27 protein-coding genes and 1 riboswitch are annotated in these 25,679 nt (G+C 65.7%); of the genes, 11 read left to right on the top strand and 16 right to left on the bottom strand.

The genetic code is table 11. The annotated features are described in order from the left end of the window. Window positions 1-142: 142 nt before the first annotated feature. The 7 genes from AC5RU3_RS00630 to AC5RU3_RS00660 all read right to left on the bottom strand — a co-directional run bounded on the left by AC5RU3_RS00630 (window position 143) and on the right by AC5RU3_RS00660 (window position 6,988). On the bottom strand, window positions 143-1,426 hold the full coding sequence (locus tag AC5RU3_RS00630) for an O-succinylhomoserine sulfhydrylase (protein ID WP_493964620.1): 1,284 nt from the start codon (window positions 1,424-1,426) through the stop codon (window positions 143-145). Beyond that, a complete protein-coding gene (locus AC5RU3_RS00635) occupies window positions 1,419-1,871 on the bottom strand; it encodes a rhodanese-like domain-containing protein (RefSeq protein WP_493964621.1) in 453 nt (150 codons plus the stop codon). Before AC5RU3_RS00635 ends, AC5RU3_RS00630 begins: the two co-directional genes overlap by 8 nt. A gap of 6 nt (window positions 1,872-1,877) precedes the next feature. After that, window positions 1,878-2,003, bottom strand: a riboswitch (SAM riboswitch). Window positions 2,004-2,090: 87 nt separating this feature from the next. After that, on the bottom strand, window positions 2,091-2,945 hold the full coding sequence (locus tag AC5RU3_RS00640) for an aminodeoxychorismate lyase (protein ID WP_309071762.1): 855 nt from the start codon (window positions 2,943-2,945) through the stop codon (window positions 2,091-2,093). Between the two features lie 18 nt (window positions 2,946-2,963). Continuing rightward, window positions 2,964-3,248 (bottom strand): hypothetical protein, encoded by a 285-nt coding sequence (locus tag AC5RU3_RS00645; RefSeq protein WP_309071763.1) that lies wholly within the window; start codon window positions 3,246-3,248, stop codon window positions 2,964-2,966. Window positions 3,249-3,347: 99 nt separating this feature from the next. After that, entirely contained in the window at window positions 3,348-5,411 is a 2,064-nt protein-coding gene (gene pabB / locus AC5RU3_RS00650; protein ID WP_493964622.1) for an aminodeoxychorismate synthase component I, read from the bottom strand. A 3-nt stretch (window positions 5,412-5,414) separates the two neighbouring features. Next, complete coding sequence (locus AC5RU3_RS00655; RefSeq protein WP_493964623.1) at window positions 5,415-6,032, bottom strand: LysE family transporter; 618 nt, start codon at window positions 6,030-6,032, stop codon at window positions 5,415-5,417. Further along, on the bottom strand, window positions 6,029-6,988 hold the full coding sequence (locus tag AC5RU3_RS00660; RefSeq protein WP_493964624.1) for an NAD-dependent epimerase/dehydratase family protein: 960 nt from the start codon (window positions 6,986-6,988) through the stop codon (window positions 6,029-6,031). The genes AC5RU3_RS00655 and AC5RU3_RS00660 overlap by 4 nt, the downstream gene beginning before the upstream one ends. Before the next feature lie 132 nt (window positions 6,989-7,120). On the opposite strand from AC5RU3_RS00660, the gene AC5RU3_RS00665 reads away from it, so the two are divergent. After that, entirely contained in the window at window positions 7,121-7,828 is a 708-nt protein-coding gene (locus AC5RU3_RS00665; RefSeq protein WP_493964625.1) for a TetR/AcrR family transcriptional regulator, read from the top strand. 50 nt (window positions 7,829-7,878) lie between these two features. On the opposite strand, the gene AC5RU3_RS00670 is transcribed toward AC5RU3_RS00665, so the two are convergent. The 3 genes from AC5RU3_RS00670 to AC5RU3_RS00680 are packed head-to-tail and all read right to left on the bottom strand — an operon-like array spanning window position 7,879 to window position 9,723. Next, window positions 7,879-8,388 carry a low molecular weight protein-tyrosine-phosphatase gene (locus tag AC5RU3_RS00670; RefSeq protein ID WP_309071768.1) on the bottom strand — a complete coding sequence of 170 codons (510 nt, stop codon included), beginning with the start codon at window positions 8,386-8,388 and terminating at the stop codon, window positions 7,879-7,881. Between the two features lie 53 nt (window positions 8,389-8,441). Continuing rightward, window positions 8,442-9,239 (bottom strand): methyltransferase domain-containing protein, encoded by a 798-nt coding sequence (locus tag AC5RU3_RS00675; protein ID WP_493964626.1) that lies wholly within the window; start codon window positions 9,237-9,239, stop codon window positions 8,442-8,444. 10 nt (window positions 9,240-9,249) lie between these two features. Beyond that, a complete protein-coding gene (locus AC5RU3_RS00680; RefSeq protein WP_309124375.1) occupies window positions 9,250-9,723 on the bottom strand; it encodes a MarR family transcriptional regulator in 474 nt (157 codons plus the stop codon). A gap of 87 nt (window positions 9,724-9,810) precedes the next feature. Between AC5RU3_RS00680 and AC5RU3_RS00685 the strand changes: the two genes are divergently transcribed. The 8 genes from AC5RU3_RS00685 to AC5RU3_RS00720 all read left to right on the top strand — a co-directional run bounded on the left by AC5RU3_RS00685 (window position 9,811) and on the right by AC5RU3_RS00720 (window position 18,214). Next, window positions 9,811-11,994, top strand: a complete 2,184-nt coding sequence (locus tag AC5RU3_RS00685) for an MMPL family transporter (RefSeq protein ID WP_493964627.1) — start codon at window positions 9,811-9,813, stop codon at window positions 11,992-11,994. Window positions 11,995-12,102: 108 nt separating this feature from the next. Further along, the gene (gene dnaK, locus AC5RU3_RS00690) at window positions 12,103-13,977 is read left to right on the top strand and encodes a molecular chaperone DnaK (RefSeq protein WP_309071772.1); all 1,875 of its coding nucleotides are present in this window, start codon (window positions 12,103-12,105) and stop codon (window positions 13,975-13,977) included. A gap of 2 nt (window positions 13,978-13,979) precedes the next feature. Further along, window positions 13,980-14,687: a nucleotide exchange factor GrpE gene (locus AC5RU3_RS00695; protein ID WP_309071773.1), complete on the top strand. Its 708-nt coding sequence runs from the start codon at window positions 13,980-13,982 to the stop codon at window positions 14,685-14,687. Between the two features lie 146 nt (window positions 14,688-14,833). Then, window positions 14,834-15,820 carry a DnaJ C-terminal domain-containing protein gene (locus tag AC5RU3_RS00700; protein WP_309071774.1) on the top strand — a complete coding sequence of 329 codons (987 nt, stop codon included), beginning with the start codon at window positions 14,834-14,836 and terminating at the stop codon, window positions 15,818-15,820. 38 nt (window positions 15,821-15,858) lie between these two features. After that, window positions 15,859-16,281 carry a heat shock protein transcriptional repressor HspR gene (locus tag AC5RU3_RS00705; protein ID WP_309071775.1) on the top strand — a complete coding sequence of 141 codons (423 nt, stop codon included), beginning with the start codon at window positions 15,859-15,861 and terminating at the stop codon, window positions 16,279-16,281. Between the two features lie 48 nt (window positions 16,282-16,329). Continuing rightward, entirely contained in the window at window positions 16,330-16,935 is a 606-nt protein-coding gene (locus AC5RU3_RS00710) for a hypothetical protein (RefSeq protein WP_309071776.1), read from the top strand. A 5-nt stretch (window positions 16,936-16,940) separates the two neighbouring features. Beyond that, the gene (locus AC5RU3_RS00715; RefSeq protein ID WP_309071777.1) at window positions 16,941-17,624 is read left to right on the top strand and encodes a PspA/IM30 family protein; all 684 of its coding nucleotides are present in this window, start codon (window positions 16,941-16,943) and stop codon (window positions 17,622-17,624) included. A gap of 59 nt (window positions 17,625-17,683) precedes the next feature. Beyond that, window positions 17,684-18,214 carry an SDR family NAD(P)-dependent oxidoreductase gene (locus tag AC5RU3_RS00720; protein WP_493964628.1) on the top strand — a complete coding sequence of 177 codons (531 nt, stop codon included), beginning with the start codon at window positions 17,684-17,686 and terminating at the stop codon, window positions 18,212-18,214. Here AC5RU3_RS00720 and AC5RU3_RS00725 read toward each other — a convergent pair. From AC5RU3_RS00725 to AC5RU3_RS00740, 4 genes are read right to left on the bottom strand one after another with little or no spacing between them, the layout of a single operon-like run. Next, on the bottom strand, window positions 18,193-18,990 hold the full coding sequence (locus AC5RU3_RS00725; RefSeq protein ID WP_493964629.1) for an ABC transporter permease: 798 nt from the start codon (window positions 18,988-18,990) through the stop codon (window positions 18,193-18,195). The genes AC5RU3_RS00720 and AC5RU3_RS00725 overlap by 22 nt on opposite strands. Then, window positions 18,987-19,916 (bottom strand): ABC transporter ATP-binding protein, encoded by a 930-nt coding sequence (locus tag AC5RU3_RS00730; RefSeq protein WP_309124382.1) that lies wholly within the window; start codon window positions 19,914-19,916, stop codon window positions 18,987-18,989. Before AC5RU3_RS00730 ends, AC5RU3_RS00725 begins: the two co-directional genes overlap by 4 nt. After that, window positions 19,913-20,221 (bottom strand): transcriptional regulator, encoded by a 309-nt coding sequence (locus tag AC5RU3_RS00735; RefSeq protein WP_309072105.1) that lies wholly within the window; start codon window positions 20,219-20,221, stop codon window positions 19,913-19,915. Before AC5RU3_RS00735 ends, AC5RU3_RS00730 begins: the two co-directional genes overlap by 4 nt. Further along, window positions 20,214-20,885, bottom strand: coding sequence for a hypothetical protein (locus AC5RU3_RS00740; protein ID WP_309072106.1), 672 nt, complete (start codon window positions 20,883-20,885; stop codon window positions 20,214-20,216). The genes AC5RU3_RS00735 and AC5RU3_RS00740 overlap by 8 nt, the downstream gene beginning before the upstream one ends. A gap of 99 nt (window positions 20,886-20,984) precedes the next feature. Between AC5RU3_RS00740 and AC5RU3_RS00745 the strand changes: the two genes are divergently transcribed. Further along, window positions 20,985-21,497, top strand: a complete 513-nt coding sequence (locus tag AC5RU3_RS00745) for a DinB family protein (protein WP_309072107.1) — start codon at window positions 20,985-20,987, stop codon at window positions 21,495-21,497. Between the two features lie 9 nt (window positions 21,498-21,506). Here AC5RU3_RS00745 and trmB read toward each other — a convergent pair whose 3' ends face one another. Further along, window positions 21,507-22,376, bottom strand: coding sequence for a tRNA (guanosine(46)-N7)-methyltransferase TrmB (gene trmB / locus AC5RU3_RS00750; protein ID WP_493964630.1), 870 nt, complete (start codon window positions 22,374-22,376; stop codon window positions 21,507-21,509). A 43-nt stretch (window positions 22,377-22,419) separates the two neighbouring features. Further along, the gene (locus AC5RU3_RS00755) at window positions 22,420-23,655 is read right to left on the bottom strand and encodes a M20 metallopeptidase family protein (protein ID WP_493964631.1); all 1,236 of its coding nucleotides are present in this window, start codon (window positions 23,653-23,655) and stop codon (window positions 22,420-22,422) included. A 308-nt stretch (window positions 23,656-23,963) separates the two neighbouring features. On the opposite strand from AC5RU3_RS00755, the gene AC5RU3_RS00760 reads away from it, so the two are divergent. Then, a complete protein-coding gene (locus AC5RU3_RS00760; RefSeq protein WP_493964632.1) occupies window positions 23,964-25,613 on the top strand; it encodes a DEAD/DEAH box helicase in 1,650 nt (549 codons plus the stop codon). Window positions 25,614-25,679: the final 66 nt, after the last annotated feature.

Consider the following 25,679-nt stretch of genomic DNA (forward strand, 5'->3'; position numbering starts at 1 on the left):
CTCCCGTGATCACCCCCTGGACACCCGGGGGATGGGAGTGGCCACTTGACCCCTCTGCTGGGAAGACGCAGGAAGCACCCCCGAGGTTCAACGCGGAGGAGAACTCACAGGTGAATCCCAGCTTCGGGCGATTACGGGCAGGTCAGGAGGCGAGCGCCTTACCCAGATCCGTCTGCAGGTCGCTGACATCCTCGAGGCCCACCGAGAGCCGGATGACGCCGTCGGACAGGCCGATGGCGGCGCGGCCCTCCGGCCCCATTGCCCGGTGAGTGGTGGTGGCAGGGTGGGTGATCAGGGTCTTCGAATCGCCGAGATTGTTCGAGATATCGATGATGTTCAACGCATCGAGCAGCGCGAACGCCCGCTCCTTCGCCCTACCCTCGGGCGCGTCGAGTTCGAAGGTCACGACGGTGCCGCCCGCAGTCATCTGCCCTGCCGCCAGGTCGAACTGCGGGTGCGATTCGAGCAGCGGGTACCGAACCCAGTTGACTGCCGGCTGGGCTTCCAGCCAGCGGGCGAGGGTAAGCGCCGAGGATGATGCGTGGTTGACCCGGAGCGACAGTGTTTCCAGACCCTTCAGGAGAGTCCAGGCGTTGAAGGAGGACAGCGCCGGCCCGGTGTGCCGCATGAGTGTTTTCACCGGCCCCTCGATGAACTCCTTCCGCCCCAGGATGGCACCGCCGAGCACCCTGCCCTGGCCGTCCATGTGCTTGGTTCCGGAGTAGACGACGACGTCGGCGCCCAGCTCCGTGCAGCGCTGGAGCAGCGGGGTGGCGAAGACATTGTCGACAACGACCTGCGCGCCCGCGGCATGCGCCAGTTTCACCACCGACCGGATGTCGACGATCTCCTGCATCGGATTGGACGGTGACTCGAAGAAGACCGCAGTGGTTGGAACGCTCAGCGCGTCCGCCCACTGGTTGAGATCCCACCCGTCGACGAAGACGGTCTCCACGCCCCACCGCGGAAGGATCTCATTCAGGATGACGAAGCAGGACCCGAACAGGCTGCGGGATGCGACCACCCGGTCCCCGGCAGCCAAAAGCGCCCCGAGTGCAGTGAAGACAGCGGACATGCCGCTGGCCGTGGCGAAGCACGCTTCCGCTCCCTCGAGCAGGCGCAGGCGTTCCTGGAACATGGCGACCGTCGGGTTGCCGTACCGCGAGTAGACGAAGCGGTCCACGTCACCGGTGAACGCAGCTTCGGCCGCCGCAGCGGATGAGTAGACGAACCCCGAGTTGAGAAAGAGCGCCTCGGACGTTTCCTCGAAGTTGGACCGGGCCAGCCCGCCGCGAACGGCGAGAGTATCCGGCGACCAGGCAGCGACGTCGTCGTCTGTCTGTTGAATGCGGGGATAGCCGCCGTTTCCGGCGACCGGCTCGCGGTTGACCGCCGGAGAGAACGACGACGGCGTGGGCTCACTCACCGGGGTTGCCCTGCCCAGCTGCCGGGACGGCAGCATCGGAACCGGAGTGGGCAGTGGTCGCCAGGCCGCATGCCTGCCAGCCGCCGTCGGCTTCGAACCCGTGGATCACGTTGTACGCGGTGTGGCCCGCGGCGGCGGCGCTCTGCGCAGCCGCAACCGAGCGGACGCCGGAGCGGCACAGGAAGAGCAGTTCCCGCCCCTTCAGGCCGTTGAGCTGGTTGAGGAACGAGACGTTGCGGCTGCCGTCGGACCGGTTCCATTCCAGGAACAGCGGCACGGTTCCGGCGTCGGTGAGGTCCGGGACCCCGACGCTCTGCCACTCCTCGACCGTGCGGACGTCCACAAGGACGGCGCCCTTGCTGACGCGTTCCACCGCTTCCCGGGGGGTGATGTCGCCGGCGTAACCGTTGCCGGAGCGGACCTGGGGGGTTGGATGCTGTGACACTGTGTCTCCTCACGCTGTGCACGTTGGTGATCGTGGATCCTGATCGGTGTGCCGAGTAGTCACCTGAGGCACCCCGCCGTGAAAGAGGGTTGCCGGCCAGCAAGTCAGGGCTTTGCGCTGGCGCTCGTTACTCCGGTTTGAACGTAGCATCGGCGGCGGCAAACCTGCCATGCGCGGCCGTAACGTGCGGTAACGCCATGCCCTCCTGATCCAGCCCGGTCAGGAGACAGCGTCCACCAGCGCGCCCAGCTCCTTCGTCAGTTCCGGCGATGTGGCGACCGGTTTTCCGTCGATGCTCTCGACCTCGGCGAGCAGCCGGACGCTGGAAATCAGCCAGACCCCGTCCGCGGTGAACAGGTCTTCAGGAACGAGAGGACCGTAACCCAGTTCCCAGCCGGCCTCGCGGGCGGTGGCGAACAGCGCCCCCTGCGAGGTGCCGGGGAGGATCCCGCTTTCCAGTTGCGGCGTAATGAGTCGCTTGACGCCGTCAGCAACCCGGGCAATGAGGACCGTCGATGTGGGTCCCTCGAGGACCTTGCCGTCGGAAGAGGTGAAGATGACATCATCGGCGCCGTGCGCCCGCGCGTATCGCAGGGCAGCCATGTTCACGGCGTAGGAGAGCGTTTTCGCTCCCATCAGCAGCCAGGGCGCGCGTTGGGCCACCGTGCTGTCATAGCCGCGGTCGAGCAACAGCACCTTCAGGCGCTGTCCGCGCAGTTCCTTCGGCAGCGGAGAAACCTGCACCCAGGCGGTGGCTCCCGCTCCTTCCTCGCCGCGGGTGGCAACGAGCTTGACGACCAGTTCGCCGTCGTCGTCGGCTTCCGCAAGTGCAGTGGTGATGGCTCGTTCCCAAACGCTCGACGCCGGGACGTCGAGTTCCAGCGCTTCGGCGGACGTGGCGAGGCGCGCCAGATGCGCCTGCAGCTTCCGGGGGGCGCCCTGCACCGCCAGCATGGTCTCGAAGATGCCGTCCCCGCGGGTGATGCCCGTGTCGGTGACCTTGAGCTGCGGTTGCCCTGCGTCGGCGATGCGGCCGTCGGGATAGGCGGAGTCGAGGAACACCAGAACAGTCATGCGCCCAAGCCTAGTCACTCAGGAGTCCGAGCCGCTTCCCTCGTTCAATCCGCGCTGGGCCCAATCTGCCTCGTCGGAGGCTTCCTCCGGGAGTGGATCGGTGGCATCCGGTACCTGGTCGGGGGCGTAGTCGATGAGGCCCGCGTCGACCCGCTCCTGCTCGGTGGCTGCCGCCAGGGCATCATCGTCAAGGCGTTCAGGTTCTCCGGCATGGCCCTGGTAGATGCGGTTGGGAAGGAACTCGTTGTCCGGTTCCTGAACGTCATCCAGGTTCGGGGTGTTCTCATCGTTGGAGCTAGTCATGACCGTTCTCCTTCGTCGCTTCTTCCGTGATCCGTTATATGGTTCCACACCGGGTAGGGGGACGGAAGGGCCCGTACAGCAACCAATGGCGGCGGGCGGTCACTCGGGAAAAACCGAGCCGAGCGCGGAGAGCACCCCGAACGCCTTGGTCCGTACTTCTTCCCACTCGTCCGCGGGGTCGGAATCGGCTGTGATCGCGCCGCCCACGCCGAGCGTGAGGCTGGTGCCGGCGTCGTCGTCCTGCACGACAAGGGTACGGATGACGACGGCGAGGTCCGCCGCGCCATCGAGCGAGAAGTACCCGGCGACACCGGAATAGACGCCGCGGGGAGCACCTTCAAGCCGGTCAAGGATGGCCATGGTGCTGATCTTCGGGGCGCCGGTCATGGAGCCGGGAGGAAAGGCAGCAGCGACAGCTTCAGCGCGGGACGAACCGGGCCTCAGCCTCGCGTCGATGGTGCTGACCATCTGGTGGACGGTTGCGTACGTCTCGATGTCGCAAAGGCGGCTCACTGTGACGGTTCCGGGGGTCGCGAGGTGGGACAGATCGTTGCGCAGCAGGTCAACGATCATGATGTTCTCGGCCCGGTCCTTGGCGCTGGTGCGCAGGTCCGTCTGCAGGGCAGCGTCTTCCTCGGGGTCGGGGGAGCGGCGCCGCGTGCCCTTGATCGGTTCGGCGCGCATGCCGCCCGACGCGTCCAGCCGAAGGAACCGCTCGGGCGACGTGCTTGCGACGGCCATCCCGGGGAAGACCAGGTAATGCGCGAACGGTGCCGGGTTGGCCCGGCGCAGAGCAAGGTACACCTCCAACGCATCGACCGGTGCATCGTCGTGCCCGTTCAGGGCGGTGGTCAGGCACACCTCATAGGAGTTGCCGTCGGCAATCTCGGCCTTCGCCGCGCGGATCTTGTCCAGGTACTCCTCCCGCGTATCGCGCAGGGTGAAGCGGTGCGCGCTGGAGTTCGACACAGTGGAGTTCGGCACAGCGGAGTTCGGTGTGGTGGATTCCCGTTCGGAGAGCACGACGGCGCGCGCCCGTTTCAGCCACGCTTCCGCGTCTGCGTCTCGGGAATCGTCATGCAGGGTGAGCAGGTGGGTGCGCTTTTCCTGATGGTCCAGGACCACGGCCCGGCCGGCGAAAAGCAGGGATGCATCCGGAACCGGACTTGCCTCCGGCGTGCGGCCGCCGGTTTCGCGCTTCAGCTCATATCCGAGGTAGCCCAGCCAGCCGAGAGCGAACGGGCCCGGGTACTCCGCGGGCAGTCGAACCGCTCGGCGACCCCACACGCCGTCCAGCCAGCGGAAGAAGGGACCGACGATCCGGGCTGTGACCGGGCCGCTCGTGACCAGGGTGGTCCCGCCGGTGTGTTGCGCAGTCTGGCCGAAGCACCCGCCGTCGTCAGCCAGGATCGAGAAGCGGTTCCGGCCGTGCGGGTCCTCCGTGGCGGAACTGTCAAGCCATGCGGCGGAGGTGGACCCGGCGTATAGCTCGCGGAAGACGCGGGCAGCATCGGGCAGCAGGTCAAGGGTTTCCACTTGCAGGGTCAGGCCCCGGCGGGCAGCCCGTTCCATTGACATCAGGGACTCGCATTGCGGCAGCCCGGTGAGCGCGCGGCGCAACTGGTCGGGAACCGAGTTGCCCCGGTGTCCCTGCACCAAAAGGTCCGCATGCGGCGCCGGGTGATCAGCTGCGAGCCACTGCTCTTCCTGCTCTGACCACCGCTTCCAGAACGGGGCATAGGTGTCGCCGTCGCGGTTCAGGGCGCTGGTTCGGCGGAGGTCGTCGTCGGCGTCGATCCAGATCACCACATCGAGGTGTTCCCGGGCAGCTGCGCACGCCGCCCCGACACCCTCGACCAGCACAATGTCCGCGGGCTGCGTGCTGCGGGCGTCGCCGTCGTCGTCTGCGGTCCAGTCCCACGCCGTCCACTGGGCGGGGCGCCCTGCCGCCAGGGGTGAAAGCACTGTGCGAACGTAACGGTCCATGCCGTCCGCGAGGCCGTCCCAGCCGGGGTAGATGTCCTCGAGGTGGAAGAGGCTGACGGTGTGATGTTCCCGCAGCAGGGCGGTGAGCTCTACCGCGAGGGTGGTTTTGCCCGCGCCGGACCGGCCGTCCACGGCGATAATGAGCGGAACGACGGCGTTCGCGGACTTATGTGCCATACGTCAGGCGAACGCCAACAGTGCACCGACGGCGATGAACAGGCTCCCGAAGATGCGGTTGAGCAGGCGCTGGCCGCTCGGACCGCTGGTGAACCGGCTGAAGGAGCGGGCAGCTGCCGCGAAGAAGAGCCACATCACCAGGACATCGATAACGACGACGGTGCCCGCCAGCACCCCGTACTGGCCGAGCAGCTCCTGGTCAGGCCGGATGAACTGTGGAACGAAGGCAAGGAAGAACACGATGGCCTTCGGATTGAGGAGGTTCACCCAGAGGCCGCGCCGGAACATTGAACCCGCGCCTTCGGCATGGAGCATTGCCGCCTGCTCGGCCGGGACGGGACGCTCAAGGAACTTCCGGATCCCGAGATACGCCAGATAGGCGGCTCCCGTGTAACGGATGACGTTGAAAGCCAGCGGCGACCCGGCCACCAGCAAACCGACTCCGGCCGCAACGACGGCGATGTGAACAAGGAGAGCAAGCTGCTGGCCGAGGATGCCCCACATGGAGCGCCGGAATCCCACCGTGAGCGAATTGCTCATGGTGTTCACGGCGCCGGCACCCGGCGTAAAGCTGATGAGCGCCTGGGCACCAACGAGTGCCAGCCACAGCGAAAGAGTCACTGAATAATCTTAGGGCTGTCCACCGCGGCCTCCTTCCCCTGCCACCAGCTCACCGTCGCTGCTGCGCCCTGCTGAAGGGGCGTGGGTTTGAGGTCCAGGAGCGCCTCGCTCCGTGAGGAGTCCATGACGAACGGGTTCTCGAACTGATAGAGCAGCTCCTTGAGTTCCTGCAGGTCGCCCGACACCACTCCCAGCGCACGGACCATCCGGCCCGAAATGGGCTTCGTCCGAGGCTCAGCCACCCCCGCGGCTCGGGCAAATCCGCGGACCATCTCACGCAGGGTGGGAGCAGCGGCCGTCGGCGCGTGCAGGAGTGAGTTCCAGAGCTCGTCCCGCGCGGCCGCGGCGATCATCGCCGCTGCAAGGTCCGGAACGTACGTGAAGGAGTGCGGAAGGTCCGGGTTCCCCAGCGGCCGGATGGTCTTTCCGGCGAGCACACGGGGGACAATGCGCTCGCCGGCATGGGCGGTGCGGACGCGTGGTCCATAGAAATCCGACGCCACCACGCTGACCGTCGCCGTGGATGATGCCTCGCGCTGCTGCAACAGCGTGGTCCGCACGCCTCGCTTGCCGCCGGCGGCGCCGCGGGAAGACGTTTCGGTCATGACTTCATCGGGCCGGTCATAGGAATACAAACTCTCTGGAAAGACGACGACGGCGCCTGCTCGCCCGGCCGCCTCCAAAACCACCTGCTCGGCCCGGGGGAGCTCCGACTCCCAGGTAGCGGCGGTGTAGGCGGAACCATGAATGCAGTGGAAGATGGCCGACGCGCCGTCGAACGCCTGCTGCATCTGCCGGTAGTCCGACGCGTCAGCGCGGACGCGTTCAATGCCTGGCAGGTCAGGACCGCTTCCGGATCTGGTGAGGACGCGCACGGTGTCGCCTCGGCTTGCCAGGTGTTCGGCGATGGTCCAGCCGACCGGTCCCGCACCGGTGACGGCGAATAGCTGTGTCATTGGTTGCTCCTGGTGGTTGTTGAGGAAAAGAGAGCAGTGCTCTCGCAAACAGTTTGAGCGCCTGGAGGGCTACTGTCAAGAGCGGTGCTCTCTCTTGTTGACACCGCTCTCGCGGTCGGAAAGCATGGGCGTATGACTCCAACTCCGAGGGAACGTGCGCGCGCTCAGACGATGGAGGACATCACGCGCATTGGTCGGGAGCATCTTGTCGTGCACGGGGCTGCGGCATTGTCGTTGCGTGCCATCGCGCGGGATCTGGGACTGGTGTCTTCCGCGGTGTACCGCTACGTGAAGAGCCGGGACGAGCTCCTCACTCTCCTGGTGGTCGATGCCTACACCGAGCTCGGCGATGAGGTGGACGCAGCAGTGGCGGAGGTGGCGCCATCGGATCATGCCGGGAAGTTCCTGGTGCTCGCGCGCGCGGTTCGCCGCTGGGCTGTGCGGGAGCCGGCCCGCTATGCCCTGCTGTTCGGCAGTCCTGTGCCCGGTTATCACGCTCCGGCAGAGCAGACCACCGGCCCGGGTACGCGGGTCATTCGGGCACTGGTCCGCATTTACGACGACGCCTACCGGGCTAACAGCAGGGGTGGGACGCTCCCCGGCATCATGCCGGGTGTCCCCGCCGAAGGCATGCTGCCGGCGGATCTGGCACGCATCCGCGAGGAGATGGGCCTGGCAGCGGATGACGACCTCATCGTGCGGGGAACCCTCGTGTGGGCCTCGCTCTTCGGCATCGTCAGCTTCGAGGTCTTCGGCCAGTATGGCGAGGGCACCTTCTCGGACCCGGAACAACTCTTCGAGCAGCACCTTGCGGTGCTGAGGAGCGTCGTAGGTCTTTAACTACGGTTATCGGTCTCCCATCACAGTTGTCGGCCTCTGATGACAGAGGATCACCGGGCAGCGTGGCCGCGGGCGAGCTCTTCCAGCACGAACTGCACGATCCCGGGAACGGCGTCGTGAATCATCTGCCACGTGGCCTCGAAATCGGCGCTGTCCCCATACCAGGGGTCGTAGATGCCAAGCTCGGAGATCGGCGTGCCGGCCGTCGACGGGTCGAATTCGCGCAGCATCCGCACCCTGCCTCGGCTCTCCGCATCGGGAGCCTCAAGCTTCAGATCCTCGTAGTGGTCCACATCGAGGGCAAGGATGAGATCCCGCTCTGCGTACCAGATGGGATCGAACTTCCGTGCGCGGTGGGTTTCGCTTGTGAGGCCGAGCTCGGTCAGCTTTGCGGCTGCGCGCTCGTCGATCGGGTTACCCGCCTCCCAGCCGGTGGTGCCTGCGGAGTCAACCATGACGTCGTCGTCCAGTCCCGCTTCCTCGAAGGCACGGTTCAACATGATCTCGGCCATGGGAGAGCGGCAGATGTTACCGGTGCAGACAGTGACGATCCTGTACATGGGTCAATCCTAGGTATGAAGGCAGGAGGGGCGCATCGGGCGTGCCGACAGCGCTATACCCGGATGATCAGTTCACCGCAGGGGATGAGGAACCAGCCATCCGGTGACTCGCCCCAGCGGCGCCATCCCGAAGCCAGCCGCTCCAGCGTGGCCTGGTCTGCCAGACCCCGCTCGAGGGTCTGCTCCGCGAAGCCGGAACTCAGGACCCGCTCCGCCCAGGTCTCGGCGTGCCAGCGCCGGCGTTCCTCGGTGGCGTACAACCAGTTCGACGACGAAGCTTCCACGTCCGTGAGTCCCGCTTCGTGTGCCCACGCCAGGAGGTGGCGTCCGGCGTCGGGCTCGGCCTGGTTGCTGCGGGCCAGCTGCTGGTAGGTGTCCATCCACTCGTCGAGTTCCGGCGTAGGTGGGTACCACGCCATCGCGTGGAAGTCTGCGTCGCGGACCGCGATGATCCCTCCCGGCCGCGCAACCCGGTGCATCTCACGCAGCGCGGCGACCGGGTCGGTGAGGTGCTGCAGCACCTGATGCGCGTGGACAACATCGACGGACTCGTCCTCGAGGTCAAGGTCGTACACGTTGCCGGTGCGGAAGGAGAGGTTCTCCACCCCTGCGTACGTCCGCTCGGCCAATGCCACAACGTCCTCTGAGCGGTCCATGCCGATGACCTGTCCGGGATCGAGCAGTGCGGCGAAGTCGGCGGTAATGCTCCCGGGACCGCAGCCGACGTCCAGCATGTTCATTCCGGACGAAAGGTGCTCCAGCAGGTACCCGGCGGAATCTGTTGCCCGGCGCGTTGCATGGGCGCTGGTGACGCTCGAATGGTGGCCGTGGGAGTAGACCTCGTCGCTCATGATCGACAGATTACCCCGGTGCTTCGTCCATCGCGTGTTCGCGTGCGTGCACCGTGGCGTCGGTGACTTTCCGCATCATCCTGCTGAGGAGTGCGAGCTCCTCAGGCGTGAATTCGGCGAGCGACTGCTCCACTTCCCTGGCCAGCGGAGTGAACAGCCTGGTGCCGGTGGCGAGGGCCTTCTCCGTCATCTCCAGATGTACCTGCCGCCGGTCCACGGAACTGCGTGAACGGCGGACATGACCCGCTTCGTCCAGCCGGTCGATCAGGGCGGTGGTTGCCGGTGAACTCAAATTGAGAGCCTGGCGGAGCATGCCCGGGGTCACGGTGGCACCGGCACGAGCGGCGCCCATCATGATGCCGAGCGCGTTCAGGTCAGTCCGGTGCAGTGCATCCCGAACGCTGATGGTGTCGACATATCGATCGGTCTCGACAGTGAACTGTTGCAGCAGGGCCATCAGTTCACGTGGTGCGGCGTCGGCCATGTTCCTCCTCTACCTACAGATTAGGATACTGCTATTTATCTCCATCATGGATATAGTAGGTAAAAGAGATACTTAGAAGGGATTGGCATGTTCAAGAAGAAGTGGGTCCGGGTGTTCTTTCCGGCATTCATCGTGGTGCTGTGGTTCATCGGTGCCGGGTTCGGCGGACCCACCTTCGGGAAGCTGGAGGAGGTTTCCAGCAACGACCAGGCGTCCTTCCTGCCCGCGAACGCGGAATCGACGGAGGCCGGCGAGTTGCAGGAAGCATTCACCGACTCCACTGCCATACCCGCCGTCATCGTCGTCGAGTCGGAATCGGAGATTCCGCCGCCGGAGCTGGCGCAGTACCAGGAGCTGGCTACCCGGCTCGCGGATGTGCCCGGGCTTGAGCCGGCTGCGGAGGGCCAGCCCGCCGTCGTTGGCCCGATCCCCTCAGAGGACGGTTTTGCCATCCAATACATCGCTTCGGTGGCCGACGACGCCGAACTGGGCGAGGTGATCATCGAACTCCGCGAGGTGCTGGAGGCCGAGCTGCCGGCAGATGCCGAAGGGTATGTCACCGGCCCCGCCGGCTTCACAGCGGACCTGGTCAGTGCCTTCGGGGGTATCGATGGAATCCTCCTTGCCGTGGCGCTTGCCGCCGTGTTCGTCATCCTGCTGGCCGTCTACCGTGCACTCATCCTGCCGTTCCTGGTCCTGTTCACGTCCGTCTTCGCGCTGGCCACCTCCATCCTGCTCGTCTATGCCTTTGCGCTCTGGGGGTGGATTGAACTGAGCGGCCAGAGCCAGGGCATCCTGTCGATCCTCGTGATCGGTGCCGCGACGGACTATGCGCTGCTGCTCGTGGCCCGATACCGGGAAGCCCTGACGGAATTCAGCTCGAAGGGGGACGCGATGAGGGTCGCCTACCGTGCGTCGGTGGAGCCGATCGTCGCATCGGGTGCCACCGTCATTCTCGCGCTGCTGTGCCTGCTCTTCTCGGATCTCAATTCGAACCGCAGCCTCGGTCCGATCGCCGCGATCGGTATTGTCTTTTCGCTGCTTGCCGCGCTGAGCCTGCTTCCTGCGCTCCTCCTGATCTTCGGCCGTAGCGCATTCTGGCCGCTGCGGCCCAAAGCCGGTACCCATCCTGCCGGAGTCCACGGCAGCAACGTCACGGGACTCGAAGGTCTGCGCGGCACCTGGAAGCGCATCGGCCACCTGGTGTCGAGGTTCTCGCGCCCGGTCTGGGTTGTGTCCCTGCTGGTGCTCGCCGCCGGCTCGCTGGGACTGCTTCAGCTGCAGGCATCCGGTGTGCCGCAGTCTTCAGTGATCCTTTCGCCGTCAAACGCGGTCGACGGGCAGGATGCGCTGGCGCGCCATTTCGACGCCGGCGCAGGCAGCCCGGTCATCGTGATTGCGCCTGCCGGGCGGGAAGATGGAGTCCTCGAGGTCCTTGAAAGCTCCGAGGGTGTAGCGGAGGCGACGCTTGTCGCCGACCAGGCGGGCGCCGTCGTCGTACGCGATGGCAACGTCCTGATGCGGGCGACCCTCGATTACCAGGCGGACTCCGCCGAAGCGGAGGAACTCGTCAGGCAGCTGCGCACTGACCTGGATGCCGTGAGCCCGGATGCGCTGGTCGGCGGGGTAACCGCCGTCGCGCTGGATACTAACGTCACAGCGCAGGCTGACCTGACGAAGATCATCCCGATAGTCCTCGTCGTCATTCTGGTCATCCTCATGCTCCTGCTGCGCTCGGTGGTGGCGCCGCTGCTGCTGATCGGCTCGGTGGTGCTGTCCTATGCGACCGCGCTCGGGGTGTCGGCGCTGGTGTTCAACAACATCCTCGGGTTCGATGGCGCGGATGCCTCGGTGCCGCTCTTCGGTTTCGTCTTCCTCGTCGCGCTGGGGGTGGACTACAACATCTTCCTGATGACACGCGTGCGGGAGGAGTCGCTGCGCATCGGAACCCGGCCGGGCGTCCTCCGCGGCCTCGGCGTGACCGGTGGGGTGATCACCTCGGCGGGAATCGTCCTTGCCGCGACGTTCGCCGCGCTCGGGATCATCCCCATCCTGTTCCTGGCGCAGATCGCGTTCATCGTGGCGTTCGGTGTGCTGCTGGATACGGTGATCGTCCGGTCGCTGCTGGTTCCGGCGCTCGCATATGACCTCGGCCCGAAGATCTGGTGGCCCTCGAAGCTGGCAAAGCACGACGGCGCGGCCTCCTCTTCGTCCGACCCAAAGCACCGTGCGGATCGCGAGTTGAGCGAAGTAGACTCAACTTCAGCTTGACACTCCATCAGGTCGTAGTAAGGTTGAGTGCAGAACGCTCAATCTGAGCGGAACCGACAATCCCGGCCGGTGGAAACCAAAGCCAGCGGCTCGTCGAAAGGAACACGCATGTCACGTGCAGTAGGTATCGACCTCGGAACAACCAACTCAGTCGTTTCTGTGCTTGAGGGTGGCGAACCCACCGTCATCGCGAACGCTGAGGGTGCACGCACCACTCCCTCCATCGTCGCTTTCTCCAAGGGCGGCGAAGTCCTGGTCGGCGAGATCGCAAAGCGCCAGGCCGTCAACAACATCGACCGCACCATCGCTTCCGTCAAGCGCCACATGGGCACCGACTGGAAGAAGCAGGTGGATGACAAGACCTACACGGCGCAGGAAATCTCTGCCCGTATCCTGCAGAAGCTGAAGACCGACGCCGAGAGCTACCTTGGCGAAAAGGTGACCGACGCCGTCGTCACCGTGCCGGCCTACTTCAACGACGCCGAGCGCCAGGCAACCAAGGAAGCCGGTGAGATCGCCGGCCTCAACGTGCTGCGCATCGTCAACGAGCCCACGGCTGCAGCTCTCGCCTACGGCCTGGACAAGGGCAAGGAAGACGAGCTCATCCTCGTGTTCGACCTCGGTGGCGGAACCTTCGACGTCTCGCTCCTCGAGGTCGGCAAGGATGAGGACGACTTCTCGACCATCCAGGTCCGTGCAACCTCCGGTGACAACCGCCTCGGCGGCGACGACTGGGATCAGCGCGTTGTGGATTTCCTGCTCGCGCAGGCAAAGGCCAAGGGCGCAGACCTCTCCAAGGACAAGATTGCACTGCAGCGACTGAAGGAAGCTGCCGAGCAGGCCAAGAAGGAACTGTCCTCCGCCTCGTCCACCAACATCTCCCTGCAGTACCTTTCGGTCACCCCGGACGGCCCTGTGCACCTGGACGAGCACCTGAGCCGCGCCAAGTTCCAGGACCTCACCAAGGACCTGCTGGACCGCACCAAGAAGCCGTTCCACGACGTCATCGCGGAAGCCGGCATCAAGGTCTCGGACATCGATCACATCGTGCTCGTCGGTGGATCCACCCGTATGCCGGCTGTCTCGGACCTGGTGAAGGAACTGGCCGGCGGCAAGGAGCCCAATAAGGGCGTGAACCCGGATGAGGTCGTAGCCGTTGGTGCTGCGCTGCAGGCCGGTGTGTTGAAGGGTGAGCGCAAGGACGTCCTCCTGATCGACGTGACCCCGCTGTCGCTGGGCATCGAGACCAAGGGCGGCGTGATGACCAAGCTCATCGAGCGCAACACGGCCATCCCCACCAAGCGCAGTGAAACCTTCACCACCGCCGATGACAACCAGCCCTCGGTTGCCATCCAGGTGTTCCAGGGCGAGCGTGAGTTCACCCGTGACAACAAGCCGCTGGGCACGTTCGAGCTCACCGGTATTGCACCGGCACCCCGCGGCGTTCCTCAGGTCGAGGTCACCTTCGACATCGACGCCAACGGCATCGTGCACGTGTCCGCCAAGGACAAGGGCACCGGAACCGAACAGTCCATGACCATCACGGGCGGAACCGCGCTGTCGAAGGAAGACATCGACCGCATGGTCCGCGAAGCCGAGGAGCACGCAGCCGAGGACAAGAAGCGCCGCGAGGCAGCCGATGTCCGCAACTCTGCCGAGCAGCTGGCCTACTCGGTAGGCAAGCTCATCGACGACAACTCGGACAAGCTGCCGGAGGAAGTCAAGACCGAGGTTCAGGCCGACGTCGACGCCCTGAAGAAGGCCCTCGAGTCCCAGGACAACGATGATGAGGTGAAGGCCGCCTTCGAGAAGCTGCAGACCTCGCAGACCAAGCTCGGTGAAGCCATCTACGCCCAGGCCCAGCAGGAGGGCGCCTCCGGTCCCGGTGCTGCCGGTGCCGGTGAGCCCAGCGAGAACGGGACCAAGGCGGACGACGACGACATCGTCGACGCCGAGGTTGTCGACGAAGACGAGAAGAAGTAGCCATGCCGCACCACGGAAACGAAGAAGAGCACTCAGAACCAGTCAGCTTCCGCGATAACCGGAAGATCGACCCGGAAACTGGGAAGGTCCGTGGGCAGCAGGACAATTCCGGTTCGGGCTCTCCTGACCAGGCACCCTCTGCGGGTGCCGGGCAGGAGCCCGGCTCAGGAAGCGCTGATGCAGGCGCCCCTGGGATGGCTGCGGATGGTCCCGACGCCGGTGCTGATGCACTGGCCCAGGCAGAGGCGATCCTCAACGAGGCCGGCGGCGGGGAAGAGATCTCCACGCCTTCCACCGACGTCGAGGCAGAGCTTCGGAACGACCTCCTCCGCCTTCAGGCCGAGTACGTCAACTACCGCAAGCGCGTGGAGCGGGATCGCGACGTCGCCCGGGATATGGCAGTGATCGGGGTACTGAACTCGCTCATGCCGGTTCTGGACGACATCGACGCCGCGCGCCAGCACGGTGACCTCGCAGACGGGCCCTTCGCCGCGATCTCCACCAAACTGGAGAACGCCCTGAAGACCTACGGCCTGTCCCGCATCGATGAGACCGGAGTGGAGTTCGACCCGAACATCCATGAGGCACTCATTCAGCAGCCGAGCGCGGACGTGCAGTTCGACAGCGTCAGCCAGATCCTGCGCGCAGGCTACAAGAAGGACGAGCGAGTCCTGCGGGCCGCCCAGGTGATCGTCGCGGTACCGGAGTAGTCAGACCGGACGGAGGGAGTCCCCGAGGAAGGCGGCTTTAATATTCCGAAGCGAGCTCTGCGAGTCTCGGAATTTCGTTGCCGCCGTTCGGGGGCTCCCTTCGTCCCCACCCGACAACACGAAGAGTTATAGAGAGGAGGGGTCAGATGGCTAGTCAGGATTGGGTCGACAAGGACTTCTACAAGATCCTTGGTGTGCCCAAGGACGCCTCCGACGCCGACATCAAGAAGGCCTACCGGAAGCTCGCGCGAAAGCACCACCCCGATCAGAACCAGAGCACGGGCGGCTCGGACAAGATGTTCAAGGACATCTCGGAGGCCTATTCGGTGCTGTCCGACCCGGAGGAACGTCAGCAGTACGACGCCATCCGGGCGATGGGCAGTGGAGCCCGCTTCACTGCGGGTGGACCGGGCGGACCGGGCGGCGGCGCCGGGTTCGACGACATGTTCGGCAACCTCTTCGGGCAAACAGCCGGCCGTCAACGCGGCGGTTTCGGCGGCGGCAGCAACCTGCCTCCGGAATTCGCCGATCTGTTCGGCGGCGGCTATTCGTCGGGCGGCGGGTTCCCCGGGTACCAGGCACCGCCCCGCAAGGGCGCGGACCGTACCGCCAGCACCACCATCTCCTTCGCGGGATCCATCCGGGGGACCACCATCGGCCTGCGGGAACCGTCCGGCGAGGTGATCGATGTTCGCGTGCCTGCCGGCATTCGGGACGGCCAGAAGGTCCGGGTCCGCGGGAAGGGACAGACCGGGCCGGCGGGCAACGGCGACCTGATGGTCACGGTGAACGTGAAGCCGCACCCGTTCTTCCAGCGCGACGGCGACAACATCCGGGTGCACGTGCCGGTCACCTTCCCCGAGGCAACCCTCGGAGCGCAGGTGGAGGTGCCCACGCTCGACGGGGAAACGGTGAAGGTCAAAATACCCGCGGGCACACCTTCCGGTCGGACCCTGCGCGTTAAGGGCAGAGGGGTGAAGACGTCCAAGGCAACCGGTGACCTGCTGGTGACCATCGACGTCGTCGTTCCCCAGAACCTGAACAAGGAGGCAGAGGCCGCTGTGGAAGCCTTCGCGAACGCCACGAAGGACGCCGATCCGCGGAACAACCTTGCCGAGAAGGCACGGCTTTAGGGTGTGGGAAATCTAGGCAGCAGAGGGGAGCGACACCAATGTCTGTTGATATGAATATGCCGATCTACGTCATCTCTGTTGCCGCAGAGTTGGCAGACATGCATCCCCAAACTCTGCGTCAGTACGACCGGCTGGGCCTCGTCACTCCCAGCAGGGCACCGGGACGGGCCCGCCGGTACTCCCAGCGTGACGTCAACGTCCTGCGCGAGGTCCAGCGTCTTTCCCAGGAGGGTGTCTCCCTGGAAGGAATCCGGCGCATCCTCGAACTCGAGAATCAGGTGATGGCCCTACAACACCGGGTCAGTGAACTCACTGAGGAGCTGTCACAGCGCCGTAAAGCGGAAACCAGCCGCGTCTTCGCTGCAGGGCTGGCGGGCGACGTCGTCACCCTCGCCCGGGGGCAGCGCCCCCGCCCGCGCAGCCAGGCGCTGATGATCTGGCGCGGAGACCCCTCCCGCTGAGGGCTCCTCACATGGCGCAACGTCCAAATCCACGGCACACTTGTATACATGCCTGAATCAGAGTTCGCTGACGCCGCGGAAGTCCTGCTGGAGGGTGTACTCCAGCTCCTCCTGTTCGGCGGAGCAGTCCTGGGCGTACTGGCGATCGGCGCGGCAACCGGTACCTGGTTGATTGTTCGCCGCATCCGACGCTCAGGAATCCTCCGCCGCCGGATCCAGAGGGGGAGCAGCCGCATTCGGTCCTTCTCCACGGACGCGTCTTCCCGGGAACTCGCGAGGTACCGCCTTCAGCTTGAGCGCTCAACCGACGCCACCCGCCGGTCCCTCTCAGCCGCTATCGCCCAGGGGTCCCCCGCCGGTGCCCTCGCCGCAACCGCCGAAGACCTCACGCGCGCTGAGGCGGTACTCGGTGAACGGATCGCCCTTGCCGAGCGCGAACCCAACAGGGTCCTGCGGGAGGAACTCGCCCGCAGCATCGGATCCGAGGTGGATTCCCTCTGCGATTTGTCAGCACAGCTGCGCCGCACGCTCCTGGAGGTTCACCAGGTCTCGGGCAGCAGGCAGCTTGACCGCGCCACGTCGCGGCTCACCATGGAGATCGGCGCGCTGAAAACCTGGAACGCCGCGTACGGCACCGGCACCCGGCGGGCATAGCCGACGTGTCCGTCCGACGCCGCATCTCACGCATCATTTCCTCACGCCGTAATGCGCAGGAACCCGTCGACCCAATCGCCACGCTCGGGCAGTCGCAGCGGCAGCAGGAGGAAAACCTCGACCGGGCACGTCGCAGCGTAGCGGACCTCGCCGCCGTCCGGCACCGGGTGGAGACCCTGACCCGGCAGGCGGCCGCAGACCTCGACGCCTGCAACCGTGAGGCAGAGCGCGCGGTTGCGAACTCGAACGACGACGCTGCGCGTGCAGCCCTGCGCCGGGCGCTGGAGGTGCAGAAGAGGCTCGATACGCTGACCCAACAGCGAGACGACGTCGACCGCCAGTTCCGCTCGCTCGAGGCCGATCTGTACCGTCTGGAAACCTCGCTGCACGAGAATGCGGTCCGATTCGAATCACTGAGGGCGCAGCAAGGGGCTACCCAGGCAGCCCTGGAAGTCCAGGGTGCAGTTTCAGCCTCTGCGGGCAGCAGTGCAGAAACTGCTCGCGCCGCCCGCGAAGCGGAACAGGAAGCCCGGCGTCTGCGGCATCTTCAGGCAGCACAGGAAGAGCTTGCGTGGTCGGATCCCTCGTCACCGAACCTCGAGCGGGCATTCGAAGAACTCGAGGCACGCGACGCTACCGAGCAGCAACTCCGGCAGCTGAAGGGCCGGACCGACCGCGGTAGGCCCTGAAGGGCGTACTGCCGGCGCCCTCCGCGGGACTTGTCGGAGCCGGTTGTTAGGCTCTGGGCATGGAACAGAGCAGCGGTAGCGTTCTTGTCGGCAAACACTTCCTGGTGGTCGGTGCCACCGGCCAGCTCGGTTCGCGCATAGCCCGCGAGCTGAGCTCGCGGGGTGCGCGTCTGACGCTCAGCGGACGCGACCGAGGCAAGCTCGATTCGTTGGCAGCCGAGTTGGAAGCAGGTGCATTTCCAGCGGACCTCACCGCGCCGGCAGGGCCGGGCAGCATCATCGACGCGCTGGGCGACAGCATGCTGGATGGGCTCGTCTGCTCGGCGGATGTGGTGGCGTTCGGCCCCGCTTCAGAGCTCGACGATGACACCCTGGACGAACTGCTCCTGACCAACTTCGTGGGTTACGCCAGGCTCCGCGTTTGCCCCAGGGTAAGGATCCGGACGCGGTCGCCTGCCGCATCGTCGACGCAATCACCGCCGGGGAACAGGACCTGCCGGCATCGTCGTTCGTGTGAGAACGGTGCCCCGCTCCACGTGCCTGGCAGCGGGCATCCTCCTGCCGCTGCTCAGCGGAACCGACGGCCCTGATCCCGCCGGGCTGCCCACAGGGCAGCGGCGCCAAGGGTGAAGGTCCACGTCAGCAGGCATACGAGCGTCGTCGCCTCCAGTCCCTCGCCCGTGAGGGCAAAGACGGCCAGGTCACGCGCCGCCCGCGAAGGCAGGAACAGCGAGAAGGTGTCCAGCCACTCAGGGAACGCCGCCGGCGGAAGCATCATTCCGCCGGCGAAAGCCAGGGGGAAGAAGACAACCTGGGTCACAGCCACGGCCACCTTGGAAGTGCACAGGTACCCGATCAGAAGCCCAAGGGCCAGGAAGGGCAGTCCGGACAACAGCCAGACGGCGACAGCGAACGGGATGCGCCACCAGGCAAGGTCCCCACCGGTGAACGACTCGAGGGCGCTGGTCAGGGTGGCTCCGATGACCAGGACCGGAATCAGGGACATGACGCCGAACAGCATTGCACCGGCTGCCCTCGCCAGTATTCCGGGCAGCGGTCCGGCAGGCAGGGATCGGACGTAGGTGCTCCATGGGTTGGCGCGGTCCTCAGCCACGCCCACCCCGTAGTTGAACAGGTAGGCGCTCATGACGCCGAAAACCGACAGCTGCGCGATGGCGGACAGCGAAGCGCCGGGATTCTCCGTCACTGACGATTGCGGCACCACGAAGAACACCAGGACCAACGCCGGGAAGACCACCGCGGCGATCACGGCCACCGGGATGCGGAACTGTTCCAGGAATTGCGCCTTGGTATGGGTGCGGATCAGCGAGAATTGCGAGGGCGGGTTGGCGGCGGTGGTGCTCATGGCTGCTCCTTGGCGGTGATGGCGCGGAAGGCTTCCTCGAGGGTGGCTGCGTGGACTTCGAGCTGTTCGAACGGCAGGTCCCGCAGCACGAGTTCGCGCACGGTGGCGTCCGCATTGTGGGTGACGAGAGTGATGCGCCCGTTGTCCGCTGTTGTCACCTCCACGGTGTGGGCAATAGAGCTGAACGACGACGGCGGCAGTTTCGTCCGGAAGGAAACCTTGCTCACGGAGACTGTGCCTCGGATTTCGTCCACGGTCCCGTCGGCGATGATCGTGCCGCGGTCGATGACCACCACGCGGTTGGCGAGCGCCTGGATCTCCTCCAGATAGTGGCTCGTGATGAGCAGGGTACCGCCGGAGCGACGGTACTGACGCAACTGCGCCCACAGGGTTTCGCGGGCGTCCACGTCGAGCCCGGTGGTGGGCTCATCCAGGATCACCAGTTCCGGTCGGCCCACCAGGGCGAGGGCCACCAGCAGGCGCCGCTGCTGCCCGCCCGAAAGGCCGCCGCACTGCTTGCGTTCTATGGACGCGAGTCCGAAGTCGGCCAGGAGTTCGTTGCTGGAGACCGCATCGGGATAGTGTGCGGCGACGAACCGTACGGCTTCGCCGACGGTCAGGTTCTGGGGAACTGCCGTCGCCTGGGGCGTCATCCCGAGTCGCAGTCTGGTGCGCGGGTGGGCAGGGTCCCCGCCGAACAGACGGACCGATCCCGAATCCGGTCGCCGAAGGCCCGAGAGCAGACCGATCAGTGTGGATTTGCCGGCACCGTTCGGACCAAGCAGGCCGACTGATTCTCCGGCGTTGATCTGCAGTGAGACGCCCGTGAGGGCGGGGGTCGTTCCGAAGGTCTTCGTGACAGCATCAGCGGAGGCGAGCGCCGTCGTCGTGCCCCGTGGGGACACAGTGATGGCAGGGGAAGTCATGGTTTCTCCGTCAGCTCGATGGTAAGCATCTCGTGTAAGGCTTTCCGGTAGGCGGCGTAAGCAGCCTTCCCTTCCGGTGTGATGGCGACGTAGGTGGCGGGCGTCCGCCCCTCGATGGTCTTCGAGACGGTGACGTAACCGGCGTCTTCAAGCTTGCGCAGGTGCGTCGAGAGGTTGCCTGCGGTCATCTCGAGTATCTTCTGCAGTTTGGTGAAGGCGATCCGGTCGCGCTCGCCGACTTCATTCAGAGTGGCGATGGCGCGCAGCCTCGATTCGGCATGGATCACGGGGTCAAGCTCAGGCATGGGAGAACCTCCGCCGTTGCCGGAGTGCCTCGAAGGCCGCGCCGACAAAGAAGCCGCCGGAACCAAGGATGAAGAACACGGTGAGGAAGTGGTCCGGGCCTGCGAAGATGGCGGCGAGATCCACCACGAGGAACCAGATCCCCATCACAACCTGGACGACGTCGTTGAAGGTGGTTCCGCCGGTGATGTACAGCAGGCCGACGATCAGGATTGCGATGCCGTTGATGAGCATGCCGCGGAGCCAGAAGTCATCCACTGCGGCAGCGATCGCACCGCCCAGCGCGCTCAGGACAGTGAACCCGAGTGCCCAGGACACCGCGTAGAACCCGCCTGTGAAGGTTGAGTGCCCGCGGATGCCGCGGCTCTGTCGGGCGAAGACCACCACGGTGGATATAACGCCGAGGGCGATCAGCACACCGAAAACCAGGAGCGCGGTCTCGGGTTGCAGAGGAAGCCAGCCCTTCTGGGAACCGTGAAGTAAGCCATAACCCAGGAGCCAGGCGAGGGCCCATAAAAGGTACAGCCACGTTCCATCGGCACGCAGCTCGCGGCGTGCGCGCTTCTCTGCGGCAGCAACAACACTCAGGGCGGCATTCAGGTCCAGTGGCCGGTCGCCGTCGAAGGGCTCGGGGCTTTCCACGGTCTCTTTCTCGGAGGAGTTCATGCAAACCACTTTGCACCACAAACTGCTTTGTGGCAATAGTCAGTGGGCTCGTAGGTCATCGGGTGTCAAACCTGCACCTGCACGGATACGCTTCCACCCATGGCGATTCAACCTGACACCAAAGACTGGACGTGGGTCCTCGAGCGGGCTTGCGACGAATGCGGCTTCGACCCCGCTGTACACCCGCCGGAGAGTATCGCGCAACAGCACCGGGAGGACTTTCCACGCTGGCGGAGTGTGCTCAACCGGGCCGACGTCCGCGAACGTCCGGATGAGAGCACCTGGTCAGCGCTTGAATATGCCGCGCATGTTCGCGACGTGTACGTGCTCTTCACTGAGAGGACGCGACTGATGCTGACCCAGGAGGATCCGGTCTTCGCGGACTGGGATCAGGACCGAACCGCCGACGAGAAGAACTACCCCGGAGAGGATCCTGCCGGAGTGTCACGCGACCTCGTAGCAGCGGGCGAGGACTACGCCGTGCTGCTCGATTCAGTGTCCGACTGGAACCGGCAGGGGCGGCGAAGCAACGGCTCGCGCTTCACCATCGGCACCCTCGCACAATATGGACTGCACGACGTCGTCCATCACCTGCACGACGTCCGCGGCTGAGGGCGGGACCTAGGAAACGCGCCGGTAGGTCAGGTCGAAAATCATGCGCCCGGCATCGTGCGCCTTGTTTTCGAAGCTCGTGAGAACGCGACCCTCGAAGCGCGGCGCCCAGCCTCCGAGTGCGTCCTCGCCGTCGTTCACGGAAGCGGTGCCGGCCCGCTCGCGGCCCTCCCGCCGAGGGGTCCCGCCGACCTCGTGCTCAACCCCGCTGGCCCAGACCTGGGTGAGCGGACTGTCGGCACCGGCGCGCTCGCCGTCGTGCAGGTTCTCAAAGAACGGCGAGGCATTAGCCGCTTCACGCATCTGCGCCGCGTAGTCCGACCAGTCCGTAGCGAGGCGCAGGAGGCCGCCGGGCACCAGGACCCGGCCGGCGAGCTCAATGAAGGAATCCTTCACCAGGCGCCGTTTGTGGTGACGCGTCTTGTGCCACGGGTCAGGGAAGAAGACCCACAGCTCAGCGACCGAGGCGGAGCGGATCATCGTGGCCAGTGCTTCTGCGGCGTTCACCTGCGCAACCCGGACGTTCGTGAGCCCGCGCTGATCGATGCGGAGCAGGGTCTGAGCCAGCCCCGGCTTGTAGACCTCGAGGGCAAGGAAGTTGTGTTCCGGCCGCTCGGCGGCGGCATGCGCCACGGCCTCACCCAGGCCAGAGCCCACCTCGACGACAAGCGGCGCATCCCGCCCAAAGGAGGCGGCGGCGTCGTATTCCCAGGTTGGGTCCACTGACGTGTCGGCCGCGGAGTTGCGCGGGACCTCCACCACCAGGCCCTCGGACAATTCCGCCCACGCATCACGACGGCGGCCCTGCAGGCGTGAGCCGCGGCGAACGAACGATACGGGCTGGGCAGGGAAGGGCTGGGATTCAGGCTGCGTACTCATCTCTACAAGCGTAGCGAGGCCCGCCAAGCCGGTTCCTGACCGGTCAGGCTGAGGCGGCGGCCAGCTCCGCGATCCGGGCAACCGCCAGCTGCGTGTAGAGGGCCGTGCCGTCAGCGAGGATGCTGTCGTCGAAGGCGGCATAGGGGGAGTGGTTGAACGCCGTCCCCGCCGGATCAACACCGGGTTTCACCGCCGAGAGGAACACGAAGCTTCCGGGCACGGCCGCCAGGACCCTCGAGAAGTCTTCTGAGCCGCTGAGCGGGTTCACCATCCGGGTGTACCGCTCATCGCCGAACAGCTCATGCACGTTCTTCTCAAGGTTGGACGTTTCACCCTCGTCGGTGACGGTCAGCGGATACTCCGTCTCATAGTCGACCGTCGCGTACAGGCCGTGCGCTTCCGCGATGCCATTGACCAGGCGGGGAATCGCTGTGCGCATGAGGTCCCGGTTCTGTTCCGAGAATGTGCGGATCGTAGCTTCGATGCGCGCCGATTCGGGAATGATGTTGCGCTTGGTGCCCGCCTGCAGGAGCCCTACTGTCAGCACCACAGGGTCGAACATATCGAACTGCCGCGTGATCATCGTCTGCAGGCTCGTCACGATCTCCGCGGCCACGGTCACGGGGTCCTTCGCGCGGTGGGGAGCGGAACCGTGGCCGCCCGCGCCGTGAACTGTGATGTACAGGGCGTCGGAGGCGGACATCAGTGTGCCCGGCCGGCTGGCGAAAAGCCCGTTCGGCAGCATCGAGGACACAACGTGGATTCCGTATGCCGCATCCGGCCGCCGCCCGGCGGCCTCCAGGACACCTTCACGGATCATCACCCCCGCACCGTCAAACCCTTCCTCGCCGGGCTGGAACATCAGTACGACGTCGCCTGCCAGCTGGTCCCGCCGGTTAGCCAGGAGCCGGGCGGCCCCGGCGAGCATCGCCGTGTGCAGGTCATGGCCGCAGGCATGCATGGCACCGTCAATTCGAGACGAGTAGTCGACGCCGGTCTGCTCCTGAACCGGCAGCGCGTCCATGTCGCCGCGCAGGAGAACTACGGGCTTGCGGGCTGCGGAGGACGGCGCCGTTCCGCGCAGTACTGCGGTCACCGACGTCGTGTCCTTGCCGACGCTCACTTCGTAGGGAAGCCCGTCGAGGGCCTCCAGCACCTTTTCCTGGGTACGGGGGAGGTGCAGGCCGATCTCCGGCTCCTGGTGGAGCTTGTGGCGTAACTCCGTGACCTCCTCGGAAATGTCTGCGGCGTGCGAGCGGATGGCGGCGGCGGTGGACATGGCTTCTCCTGGGGTGCGGGGTTTTGGTGCAGCTCGCATGGTGGGCTTGCTCACACTCACCCCATCCTCACGAACGGGCGTCAGGAGCGCAACCGGACCACTGCTAGACTTGAGGCACTTGCTTGCGGCACATGGTGCCTCTTCCTCCGGAAGGCTTCCGCCGCAGCCTGCGTCGATGAACGCATTCTTTTGTCCCGCGCTATCTCCCATGATCGTGAGAGCGGTTGACACTGTCTGACTTTCCTTCGGCGGACTCTGGGCATCAACCGATGCGCAGGGAAGATGAGAAGAAAGTTCGTGTACTTTACATGACTACCTTTGCTGCGCTTGGCGTGCCCACAGCGTTGGTCCGTTCCCTCACCAACCAGGGAATCACCGAACCGTTCCCCATCCAGGTCAAGACCCTTCCTGACACCCTCGCGGGTCGGGACGTGCTTGGCCGCGGCCGTACCGGCTCCGGCAAGACGCTTGCGTTCACCCTGCCGATGGTGGCCCGCCTCGCCGAGCGTGAAGCCGCCTACCGCCGCAAGCCCGGCCGCCCGCTGGCTCTCGTCCTTGCTCCGACGCGTGAACTCGCAACGCAGATCAATGCCACCGTAGAGCCGCTGGCCGCTGAACTCGGCCTCAACACCACCGTCATCTACGGCGGTGTATCCCAGGCACGCCAGGAGAAGGCGCTGCGCGCCGGCGTCGATATTGTCATCGCCTGCCCGGGCCGTCTTGAAGACCTGATGCGCCAGAAGCTGGTGACCCTCGAATCGGTCGAGATCACTGTGCTCGACGAGGCCGACCACATGGCGGATCTCGGCTTCCTGCCCGTGGTGAAGCGCATTCTCGACACCACACCCACCGAGGGGCAGCGCATGCTGTTCTCCGCCACCCTGGACAACGGCGTGGACAAGATCGTGCAGCGGTACCTGTCCAATCCGCTGACCCACTCCGTGGACACCCCTCAGGCATCGGTCACCACGATGGAGCACCACGTGCTGCTCATCGGCGATCAGACCCAGAAGAAGCAGCTCATCGTCCAGCTCGCCTCCGGCAAGGGCAAGCGCGTCCTCTTCATGCGCACCAAGCACCATGCCCGCAAGCTCGCGAAGACCCTGACCGACGCCGGAATTCCCGCCGTCGACCTTCACGGCAACCTCTCGCAGAACGCCCGCGACCGCAACCTGGCGGAGTTCTCGACCGGTGACGTGCGCGTCCTCGTCGCCACCGACGTCGCCGCGCGCGGTGTCCACGTCGACGACGTCGAGCTCGTGGTTCACGTGGACCCTCCCACGGAGCACAAGGCCTATTTGCACCGCTCCGGCCGTACGGCCCGCGCGGGTTCCGACGGCACCGTCGTGACCATCACGTTGCCCGAGCAGAAGAGCGAAGTTCAGAAGCTCATGAAGGCCGCCGGCGTGAACGTCGGGTTCGAGAACGTCACCGCGACGTCCCCGTTGATCGGCAAGCTCATCGGTGACGTAGCGGAGAAGGTTGATCCCCGCACCCGGGCGGCTCTCCTCGCACAGCGCGAGAACGCCGGGGGCGGCACCTCCACCGGAGCGAACGCCGAGCGCAAGCGCGCCCGTCGCGCTGCCCCCGCTGCCGGAGGCCGCGGTGGCCGTGGCGGTCGCGGGCGTGTTGCCGCGGAGCCTCAGGGCAACCGGGCAGAGCGCCGCAAGGACCAGCCGCAGGCACCTCGCTTCGGTGGTGACAGCGACCGTCGTCGTTCCGGTGAAGGTGCAGCAGCAGCCACCAGCCGCCCTCGCAGGGCACGCTCCGGGGACGTCGCCGCGCACAGCGCCGCCGGCACCCGCGGCTCCCAGGGCAAGGCTCCGGCCGGTTCCGGGCAGCGCAGCTCCGGCCAGCGGGCATCGGCGCCGTCGTCCTCGGGCCGCCCCTCCGGCAACCGCGGAGCGGGTTCCCGCAGGGCCAGCGCCCCGGCGTCGAACGAACGGCGCGGCCGCTAACTGAAGCCAGACTCAGCACTGCCCACCGACCGAATACGGTCGGTGGGCAGTGCTGTTTCTGGAGCT

The sequence above is a fragment of the Arthrobacter sp. MDB1-55 genome (assembly GCF_059092925.1).